Origin of the sequence: Arcicella rosea (genome assembly GCF_014204325.1) — a bacterium.
GTDB classification, from domain to species: domain Bacteria; phylum Bacteroidota; class Bacteroidia; order Cytophagales; family Spirosomataceae; genus Arcicella; species Arcicella rosea_A.
Map to the genome: position 1 here is coordinate 125,996 of NZ_JACHKT010000013.1, position 9,807 is coordinate 135,802.

7 protein-coding genes are annotated in these 9,807 nt (G+C 36.8%); all 7 read left to right on the plus strand.

The window, feature by feature from the left end:
- Positions 1-191 precede the first annotated feature (191 nt).
- The 7 genes from HNP25_RS10655 to HNP25_RS10685 all read left to right on the plus strand — a co-directional run bounded on the left by HNP25_RS10655 (position 192) and on the right by HNP25_RS10685 (position 9,590).
- On the plus strand, positions 192-1,187 hold the full coding sequence (locus tag HNP25_RS10655; protein ID WP_229202834.1) for a glycoside hydrolase family 43 protein: 996 nt from the start codon (positions 192-194) through the stop codon (positions 1,185-1,187).
- A 32-nt stretch (positions 1,188-1,219) separates the two neighbouring features.
- Complete coding sequence (locus tag HNP25_RS10660; RefSeq protein WP_184134026.1) at positions 1,220-2,068, plus strand: glycoside hydrolase family 16 protein; 849 nt, start codon at positions 1,220-1,222, stop codon at positions 2,066-2,068.
- Between the two features lie 188 nt (positions 2,069-2,256).
- The gene (locus HNP25_RS10665) at positions 2,257-3,471 is read left to right on the plus strand and encodes a DUF2264 domain-containing protein (protein ID WP_184134027.1); all 1,215 of its coding nucleotides are present in this window, start codon (positions 2,257-2,259) and stop codon (positions 3,469-3,471) included.
- A 120-nt stretch (positions 3,472-3,591) separates the two neighbouring features.
- Positions 3,592-4,935 (plus strand): BNR repeat-containing protein, encoded by a 1,344-nt coding sequence (locus HNP25_RS10670; RefSeq protein WP_229202835.1) that lies wholly within the window; start codon positions 3,592-3,594, stop codon positions 4,933-4,935.
- 143 nt (positions 4,936-5,078) lie between these two features.
- Positions 5,079-6,290, plus strand: a complete 1,212-nt coding sequence (locus HNP25_RS10675; RefSeq protein WP_184134029.1) for a glycoside hydrolase family 88 protein — start codon at positions 5,079-5,081, stop codon at positions 6,288-6,290.
- Positions 6,291-6,432: 142 nt separating this feature from the next.
- Positions 6,433-7,809, plus strand: a complete 1,377-nt coding sequence (locus tag HNP25_RS10680) for a family 43 glycosylhydrolase (protein ID WP_184134030.1) — start codon at positions 6,433-6,435, stop codon at positions 7,807-7,809.
- Between the two features lie 662 nt (positions 7,810-8,471).
- Positions 8,472-9,590, plus strand: a complete 1,119-nt coding sequence (locus tag HNP25_RS10685) for a DUF2891 domain-containing protein (protein ID WP_184134031.1) — start codon at positions 8,472-8,474, stop codon at positions 9,588-9,590.
- Positions 9,591-9,807: the final 217 nt, after the last annotated feature.

Consider the following 9,807-nt stretch of genomic DNA (forward strand, 5'->3'; position numbering starts at 1 on the left):
GATTGACAAAGTAAGATATGAGAAATGGTAACCGCTACATGTAATTTTTTTTATTAGCATTGGTAGTAAATTTCAATTACATGAATACAGAATTTTTACCCTCCTTTTTGACGAAAATCCCCCCTTCTGAAACTGCAATCTCTTCATAGTTTTGTACCATGTAATTTTATCCAATTTAAACGTATTAGACAATGAGAGTTTCTGCAAATGTACTACTATTGGCAATGAGTTTTTTTCTAGGTTGCCAAACACAGAAAGGAAATATTAGTAATAAAGAAAAAGCCTTTAAACCTGGAAGTATCTGGAATGATAATAATGGAGAAGTAATCAACGCCCACGGCGGTGGGATTTTATACATCAACAAAACCTATTATTGGTATGGTGAAAAAAGAGGAAAAAGTGCATCGGAAGGTGTAGCAGTTTACTCTTCTAAAGATTTATATCGTTGGAAAAACGAAGGAATAGCTTTGGCAAAATCGAACGACCGAAATAGTGAAATTGCCGTTGGAGGCTTGGTAGAACGCCCGAAAGTAATTTATAATGCCAAGACCAAAAAGTATGTGATGTGGTTTCATTTAGAATTACCCAATAAAGGTTACAGTGCTGCCAGAGCAGGCGTAGCTGTTAGCGATAAAGCCACCGGCCCTTTTGTCTATTTGAAAAGTTTCCGACCGAATGGTCACATGTCAAGAGATATGACACTCTATGTTGATGATGATGCTACAGCCTATCATATTTACTCCGCTCGTGAAAATTATGATTTACGCATCACTAAATTGACAGACGATTATTTATCAGCTACCACAGAAGACACTTTACTTTTCAGCAGTCACCGTGAAGCACCAGCCGTATTTAAAAAAGATGGTTTATATTATTTAATTACAAGTGGTTGCACAGGCTGGGCACCCAACAAAGCAAGTTTACATACTTCAACATCGTTGTTTGGCCCTTGGAAATTGGTTGAAGACCCAATGAACGGCCCTTTGGCAGAAAAAACTTTCAACGGACAATCAACCTATATTTTACCGATTGCTGGGAAAAAAGATGCTTTTGTTTTTATGGCTGATAAATGGAATCCGAAGGATTTGAAGGATAGTCGATACCTTTGGTTACCGATACAATTCAAAGATGGTAAGCCATTGATTACTTGGCAAGATGCTTGGAATTTAGATGCTTTCAATCAGTAAATTCTCATGTTTTACCTTTAATACCTATCACTATGAAATATTTTTTTATCGCTGTTATTACTATTTTCTCTTTTTTTGCTTCTCAAGCTCAAGGTTTAGCCGTTCAGAAAAAGTGGCTTAAAGAAGGTTATAAACTTGTTTGGTCGGATGAATTCGAGAAAGACGGTACGCCAAACCCTGCTAATTGGTCGTATGAAAATGGTTTTGTTCGTAACCATGAATTACAGTGGTATCAACCTGACAATGCTTTTTGTAAAAACGGCAATTTAATCATTGAAGCCCGAAGAGAACAAAAGCCCAATCCCAATTATGTAGAAGGAAGTAAAGATTGGCGAAAAAAACAGCCAATGATAGATTTTTCATCTACTTGCATGATTACTGCGGGTAAGAAAATATGGCAGTACGGACGATTTGAATTAAGAGCAAAAATTGATATTAGTCAAGGCGTTTGGCCTGCTTGGTGGACTTTAGGAGTCGATAAAAACTGGCCAGCCAACGGCGAAATTGATATGATGGAATTTTACCGAGGTAAATTGCTTGCCAATATCGCTTGTTTGTCCGCCAACAAGCAAGCCGAGTGGCATAGTAATACTTTTTCGGTTGATTCACTTGGTGGGGCAAACTGGGCAGCACAATTTCATGTTTGGAGAATGGATTGGGAAAAAGATTACATTGCTCTGTATATCGATGACCAGCTTTTGAACAAAGTTCCAATGAATGTTTTAGTTAATAAAGATGGTTCGGGTTTTAATCCTTTTCAGCAACCGCACTATATGTTATTGAATGTAGCGATTGGTGGCGATAACGGAGGAAATCCATACAGCAGTACTTTCCCAAGCCGAATGGAAGTAGATTATGTTCGGGTTTATCAGAAAGAGTGAAATTACCGATATAAATACAAGTTTTAGAGAAAGATTACTTAAATCCTTCTTTACATTAGGGTGTGGCTTCAGTCATACCCTAATGTAAACTACACTTCACAGGGAATACAGTGTAAAAACAGTAGAAATTGTCCCTATCTTCGCTTTTGTGGGTAAGAATAAAAGTATTCACTTTTACCAAACTATCTATGTTCAAAAAAATATTACTGGTTTGTGTTTTTGCTTTGCCTTTAGGCGTGCTAGCACAGCAAAAACCTATTAATGACCGTGCCATTTGGCTACAGCATCTTGATCAACTAGCAAAACCTATTTTGCGTAGTTTGGCAAATGACAGCCTTAGAATTGTGATGCCCCAAACGATGTCAAAATTTATTGATAATGCCAATAATCGTAAAGAGGTGGCTTATTTAGAAGCTTTTGGTCGTTTGATGTGTGGTATTTCACCTTGGCTGAATTTAGAAGGTGGTTCTGCTAAAGAAGTAGCGTTAAGAAATCAATATAGAAATTATGCCTTGAAAGCAGTAGCCAATGCCGTGAATCCTAAGGCTAAAGACTATATGGCTTTTGAAAGAGGCGGACAGCCTTTGGTTGATGCTTCTTTTTTAGCTTTAGCCTTTGTGAGATGCCCGTGGTTGTGGGAACATCTTGATACGCAAACCAAAGACCAAGTAGTAAAAGCCTTTTTAGCAACAAGAAATACCAAAGCAGGGTTTTCTAACTGGATATTGTTTTCTGGAATGATTGAAACCTTTTTCTGTAAATATGGATACCCTTGGGATAATATGCGGATTGAATACTGTTTCCGTCAGTTTGAGCAATGGTACGTTGGCGATGGTGTTTATTCTGATGGCCCACCGTATCATTGGGACTATTATAATAGTTATGTCATTCATCCTTATTTGGCGAATATGGTAAAAGAGTTAGGCCCGAAAACAGGACTTTATAATTGGACATTCGATAAGATTAAACAAAGAAACGAACGCTTTGCCGTTATCCAAGAAAGATTAATCAATAGCGATGGTTCTTTCCCTGCTACAGGGCGTTCGATTGTGTATCGTGGTGCTGCTTTTCATCATTTGGCAGATATTGCTTGGCGAAAAGGCTTACCCAAAGAGTTAAGTCCCGCACAAGTACGTGGTGCTTTAACAGCGGTTATCAAGAAAACAACTGAAAGCCCAAGTACTTTCACAAAAGATGGCTGGTTGACAATCGGTTTGTACGGTTCTCAGCCAGATTTAGCAGATTTCTATATCACAACAGGTAGCTTGTACCTCTGTGCCAATATCTTATTGCCATTAGGTTTGCCAGAAACAGATGAATTTTGGAGTAGTCCAGCTACAAAATGGACATCACAAAAAGTATGGTCGGGCGAGGCTGTTTTGGCAGATCATGCCATAGAGTAAGTAAGAGTTGTGAGTGATGAGTTGTGAATCTAAAGTACAAATATTCAAGAATTAATTCACTCAGTAACCACGTTTATTTACATAGACAAGCTAATGCTAGAATATTATAAACTCAATTTCATGAATTGTAAAAAAGGATTAATTACCTTATTGTTTTGTAGTCTTGTATTTTTGGCAAAAGCACAAGAGAAAATAGCATTGCTAGAAGTAGGAGAGGGTTGGGCGAAGAATTCAGTCAATGCGGTTATTTTTCGTAAAAACTCATTGGTTTCTTATAAAAATTATCAGTTTATTGCCTATTACGATGCCGACGCTTTTGTTGTTCTGGGAAAAAGAAAACAAGGAAAAAGTACTTGGGAATTACAGAAAACCAATTTTAAAGGCAACGCCAGTGATGCTCATAATTCTATTTCTATCATGATAGATGGAGATGGTTTTTTGCATCTTTCTTGGGATCATCACAACAATGCACTTCGTTATGCCGTCAGTAAAGCACCTTTTTCATTGATGATGGGAGAGAAGCAAAGCATGACAGGACGTACCGAAAGCAATGTTACTTATCCAGAATTTTATCGATTACCCAATGGAAACCTTTTGTTTTTCTACCGAAATGGTGCTTCTGGAAAAGGCAATTTGGTCATGAATCAATATGATTTAAAAACCAAAAAATGGTCGATGGTGCAAGAAAACTTGATTGATGGAGAAGGACAAAGAAATGCTTATTGGCAAGCTTGTTTAGATAGTCAGGGTACAATTCACCTTTCTTGGGTTTGGCGAGAAAGTGCCGACGTAGCCAGTAATCACGACATGGCTTATGCTCGTTCAAAAGATGGCGGAAAGACTTGGGAGAATTCAAAAGGCGTTGCTTATCAATTACCTATCACCGCTCAAAATGCAGAATATGCCTGTAAAATTCCTCAGAAAAGTGAACTAATCAATCAGACATCCATGGTGGCTGATGCCGAAGGAAATCCATACATCGCTACTTATTGGCGACCAGCCAACGAAAGCGTTCCACAATATCATGTCATTTATTTAGCCAATCAACAATGGCAAGTAAGTAATCTTGGTTTTAGAAAAACGCCTTTTAGTTTAAGTGGCGTAGGCACGAAACGCATTCCTATTTCAAGACCACAAATTTTGGCTTGGTCGTCCAAGAAAAATACTTTATCTGCCATGCTGATTTTCAGAGATGCTGAAAGAGGCGATAAAGTCTCTACCGCCATAACGACAGATTTAAGTAAAGGCAATTGGCAAATTAAAGATATTAGCGAAACCTCTGTAGGTTCGTGGGAACCAACTTACGATACAGAACTTTGGCAAAATAAAGGCGATTTACATCTTTTTGTAGAAAAAGTAGATCAAGCCGATGGCGAAGGAAAAGTAAATATTCCAGCCCAAAAAGTACAAGTACTTACATGGAAGGCTGTCAAAAAAATCAAGACGAAAGAACAGAATAAGTAGTCGATGTATTCGGAAGCATTTAGCAAAACCTATAAGGGTTTGAATCCTTATAGGTTTATATCCTAATACTTATATAAAATAAACGATGTTTTAGGGAATTGTTTAAATAAATATTCACAACTCAAAATTCAATCACAAAAACTATGAAACAATTTTTTCGCATTGCTATCAATACGGTAATGATTTGCTCGATGGCTTGGTCGCTTGTTACGGCACAAACAAGTAAAACACATCCTAAAAGAGCGACTTTATTGAAAACTATCAATCAGAATTTCAAAGATGCTGGCAAACAATATAAAGTATTGATGAGTAATCTGCCACAAGATAAATTCCCGAAAACATATTTTCCGAAAACTGGTAAATACGAATTTAGTGGTTCTGGTTGGTGGTGCAGTGGTTTTTATCCCGGTTCATTATTATACATTTATCAGCAAACAAAAGATGCTGAATTACTGAAAGAAAATAACCGTATTTTAGGCGTTTTAGAGAAAGAGAAATTCAATACTACAACCCACGATTTAGGATTTATGATGTATTGTAGTTTTGGAAATGCCAAAGACATCGCTCCCAAACCTGAGTACAAAGATATTTTGATTCAAAGTGCTAAATCTTTGGCTACTCGTTTTAATCCAACGGTTGGTTGTATCAAATCTTGGGATTCAAAAAAAGGGGACTTTTTAGTAATCATTGACAACATGATGAACCTAGAATTACTTTTCTGGGCAACCAAAGTAACAGGCGATTCTACCTATTATAAAATTGCGGTGACACATGCCAACACGACGATGAAAAATCACTTCCGTCCAGATTATAGCTCTTATCATGTCATTAACTATAATTCTGAAACGGGTGGCGTTCAGCAAAAGAAAACCGCTCAAGGTTATGCAGACGAATCCGCTTGGGCTAGAGGACAAGGCTGGGGACTTTATGGCTATACAGTAATGTATCGTGAAACGAAAAACCCAATTTATTTAGAGCAAGCTAAAAACATTGCGAAGTTTATCTTAACGCATCCAAACATGCCAGCCGATAAAGTACCTTATTGGGATTTTAACGCACCCAATATTCCAACGGCTTTACGTGATGCTTCGGCGGCTTCGGTAATGGCTTCGGCTTTGTTAGAATTGAGTGGTTATGTAGATAAAAACTTGAAAAAAGATTATATCAAAAATGCTGAAGCAATGATTTACTCCTTGTCGAATACACCATACAAAGCTACAATTGGTACAAATGGAGGTTTTTTAATTGAACATTGTGTTGGTCATATTCCTCAGAATACCGAAGTAGATGTGCCTTTAACCTATGCAGATTATTATTTCTTAGAAGCCATGAAGCGTTATAAAGAGCTTAAATAGTGACAAGCTTTGAGAGTTGAGCCTTGAGATTTTATTTTGCATGATTATCTATGACAAAACAAAACCTTAAGGCTCAACTGTTTAATAGTCAGGGTTGTAAAATTGCTCAACCCTTATCTTTAAATCTTATTTTACAGAAAACATGATTAAAAAAATATTACTACTCACTTGTCTATTTGGATTCAGTATTCAATCCATACAAGCACAAAAAACAGGAAACAATAACCCAATCATTCCAGATTTAATTGCCGATCCAAGTATTGTTCAGTTTGGAGATACTTTTTATTGCTATGCCACAACCGACGGTTACAATGCAGGTTTAGCCACAGCAGGACCTCCAGTACTTTGGTCGTCGAAAGATTTAAAGAACTGGTCGTTCAATGGTTTTTATTTCCCAGCCGCCGAAAAGCAATTATTCTGGGCACCAAGTTATCCAGTAAAAGTAAAAGACAAGTATTACTATTACCCAACGGTCAATCATGATATTTATGTAGCTGTTGCTGATTCTCCCGCAGGCCCTTTTACGTTGCCCAAGGGCGATTTTAGTAAGGAAAATACTTTCCCTTTGTTAAAAATGGATGCACCCAAAGGCACAAAAGGAATTGATGCAGACGTATTTATCGACGACGACCAAAAGCCATATCTTTTCTGGGCACAGCGTGGTGCTGGTCGATTGAATCCTGATATGATTAGTTTGGACACGACTTCTATCCTGAAAATCTCTACCAAAAGAGGCGGTTATTCCGAAGGCCCGATTGTATTTAAACGCAAAGGGATTTATTATTACCTATATACTTTAAGCGGACACGAAAACTATGTATATGCTTATCAGTATAGTAAAGTTTCGCCTTTTGGTCCATTTATTTATCCAGAAGAAGACATCATTGCCAAAACCGATGTAAAAGAACAAATTTATGGGCCGGGGCATGGAAACGTATTCCACATCAAGGATGATTATTATTTTACTTATCTGGAATTTGGACGTTCAAGTACAAACCGACAAGTGTGGATTGATAAAATGGAATTTAATGAAGATGGAACAATAAAACCCATTAGATTGACCAACAAAGGCGTTGACCCTTTTCCATCTTTAGCAAAAAATGAAGTAGCGATACAATCTGCCGAAGCATCTTCTACTTTGCCAGATTTTAAAGTACCTTATGTAAAGGATAAAACCATTAACAGAACTGAAACGTATTCGCCACAAAATGCACTTGATGGCTCTAATGGTACAAGATGGTTGGCAGCAACAAAAGATAGCACAGCTACTTTTACGGTGAATTTAGGGAAGAAGACAGCGATTAAAAAGGTTGCATCTTACTTTGTAAAACCAACAGCTGGACATGCTTATGAATTAGCATATTCGGTTGACGGAAAAAATTGGAAGCCTTATGGCGGTCATGCTGAAATAAAAGTACAATCTCCCCATATCGACGAACGTAGTGTAAAAGCACAATATTTAAAACTAACTTTCTTAAAAGGAACTTCAGGTTTGTGGGAATTTAAAGTTTATAAATAGCTAAAGAATTATGTTTGAAGCATGAGTTATACTGAATTTAAAATCATAAAAAGCGGTCTAAAAACTAATTTAGACCGCTTTTTTATGATTGATGGGCAACGAATTCCTACTGTTTGAGCGGAGCGAGGCGGTTCGCCGCTGCGATTAGGAATTCTTGATTTTTTTGTTACTTTTTGTATCAAGACAAAAAGTAAGGACGAGAACAAATCTAAAAAACATTGAAATTGTTAAAACTTGCTTTTTCAAGAGAAAATTGGGGATGACTCATTTTAATAACGTTAGTTTTTTGTCATTTTCAAACAAAATATTCATTTTTGCGGTTTTATTCGGTTTTTAAATCAAAAAAGATACTTGAAGTATCTCAATACATACTTCAAGTATCTCACGAGATACTTTTTACCGCAAAATACCGCAAAAAAGTATCTCGTGACATGCTTTTAGTATCTCTCGACATACTAAATACCGCAAAATACCGCAATCAAATATCTCTGGAGATACTTTGAGTATATCGCTTGATACTCTGAGTATCTTTAAGCTTTATCAAGGTATCAGTTTTGTTTCTCATTTGTAAAAATGATTTTTTTCTCTTTGCTTAGTGTAATATTAGTATTCAAAGCCTTGCTTAACAAAATATCATCATTCATCAACAAAAAACTTTAGCAATGATTTACAAAAATCTATTATTAACAGCACTGTTAGCTTGCGGATTATCCGTTTACGGACAGCAAAATCAGTATTTAACGGTATCAAAAGATGGGAAAAAAGTAGGACTTAGTGAGGCAGGAGCTTCATTTCTGGCACAACTTCCGTTACATTGTATTCAAACTGAATACCCGAACAAGCCTAATCATACCATAGAAACGGCTCAAGAAGTAGCATTAAGTCCAAAACAATTGCATCCTTCTTTTTATGGTTGTTTAGATTGGCATTCTTCAGTACATGGGCATTGGATGTTGGTAAAAATCCTCAAGACTTACCCCAATTTACCAGAGACACAGCAAATTATTGCCATGTTAGAAAATAGTTTTTCGACAGAAAACCTTCAAAAAGAAGCGGATTATTTTAATCAATACAAACTCGCAAAAGGTTTTGAACGAACTTACGGTTGGGCTTGGGTACTTAAATTGGATGAAGAATTATTGACTTGGGATAACCCAATGGCGAAGCGTTGGCACAAAAGTTTACAGCCTTTGACACAAGTAATTGTACAACGTTGGATGGAATATTTGCCCAAACAGACTTATCCAAACCGAACTGGTGTGCATCCGAATACAGCTTTTGGGATGGTTTTCGCTTTAGATTGGGCAAGAGCAACTAAAAATATTGCCTTTGAACAATTATTAGTACAACGTAGCAAAGACTATTATTTCAAAAATAAAGCCGTTGCCGCCACACTCGAACCCGACGGCACAGACTTTCTTTCGCCCAGTCTTGAAATTGCAGATTTGATGCGAAGAGTATTAGCACCACAAGCTTTTGTGCAATGGTTTAACCAATTTTACACTGCCGAAGGATTAAAAAATGTACTACAATTACCCATCGTCAGTGACCGTTCCGATTATCAAATTGTACATTTAGACGGTTTAGCACTCAGTAAAGCTTGGTGTTTGTTGGGCATAGCCAAGCAATTACCCAAAACAGATTTACGCAAGAAACAATTTCAAGAAAAAGCTACAACCTTTTTACAAAAAACCTTACCAAATATTGCCAACGGAAATTATGGAGGCGACCATTGGTTAGGCTCATTTGCGATGTATGCTTTGAGTTTGGAGGTGGAGTAGTAGAAAGTTTAACAGAGATTTATTTATGTGAGTCATAATATAAGTAAATCTCTGTCAAAATGAAGGTAGTATGAATAGTCTGAAAGTTTATAGTAACAGTTATCTTTTTTAGGATTGTTTACTTTGGCTTTCCTTGAAAATTGTTTTTCAATATTCATTCATAATAAAATCCACTCATATTCTGGGTGGATTTTTCATTTTATTTGAGGTGATTTAC

Excerpts from the sequence above, each read along its gene's own strand:
- HNP25_RS10670 (WP_229202835.1), top strand. The coding sequence starts at position 3,592 with ATGAATTGTAAAAAAGGATTAATTACCTTATTGTTTTGTAGTCTTGTA.
- HNP25_RS10665 (WP_184134027.1), top strand. The coding sequence starts at position 2,257 with ATGTTCAAAAAAATATTACTGGTTTGTGTTTTTGCTTTGCCTTTAGGC.
- HNP25_RS10675 (WP_184134029.1), top strand. The coding sequence starts at position 5,079 with ATGAAACAATTTTTTCGCATTGCTATCAATACGGTAATGATTTGCTCG.
- HNP25_RS10660 (WP_184134026.1), top strand. The coding sequence starts at position 1,220 with ATGAAATATTTTTTTATCGCTGTTATTACTATTTTCTCTTTTTTTGCT.
- HNP25_RS10685 (WP_184134031.1), top strand. The coding sequence starts at position 8,472 with ATGATTTACAAAAATCTATTATTAACAGCACTGTTAGCTTGCGGATTA.
- HNP25_RS10680 (WP_184134030.1), top strand. The coding sequence starts at position 6,433 with ATGATTAAAAAAATATTACTACTCACTTGTCTATTTGGATTCAGTATT.
- HNP25_RS10655 (WP_229202834.1), top strand. The coding sequence starts at position 192 with ATGAGAGTTTCTGCAAATGTACTACTATTGGCAATGAGTTTTTTTCTA.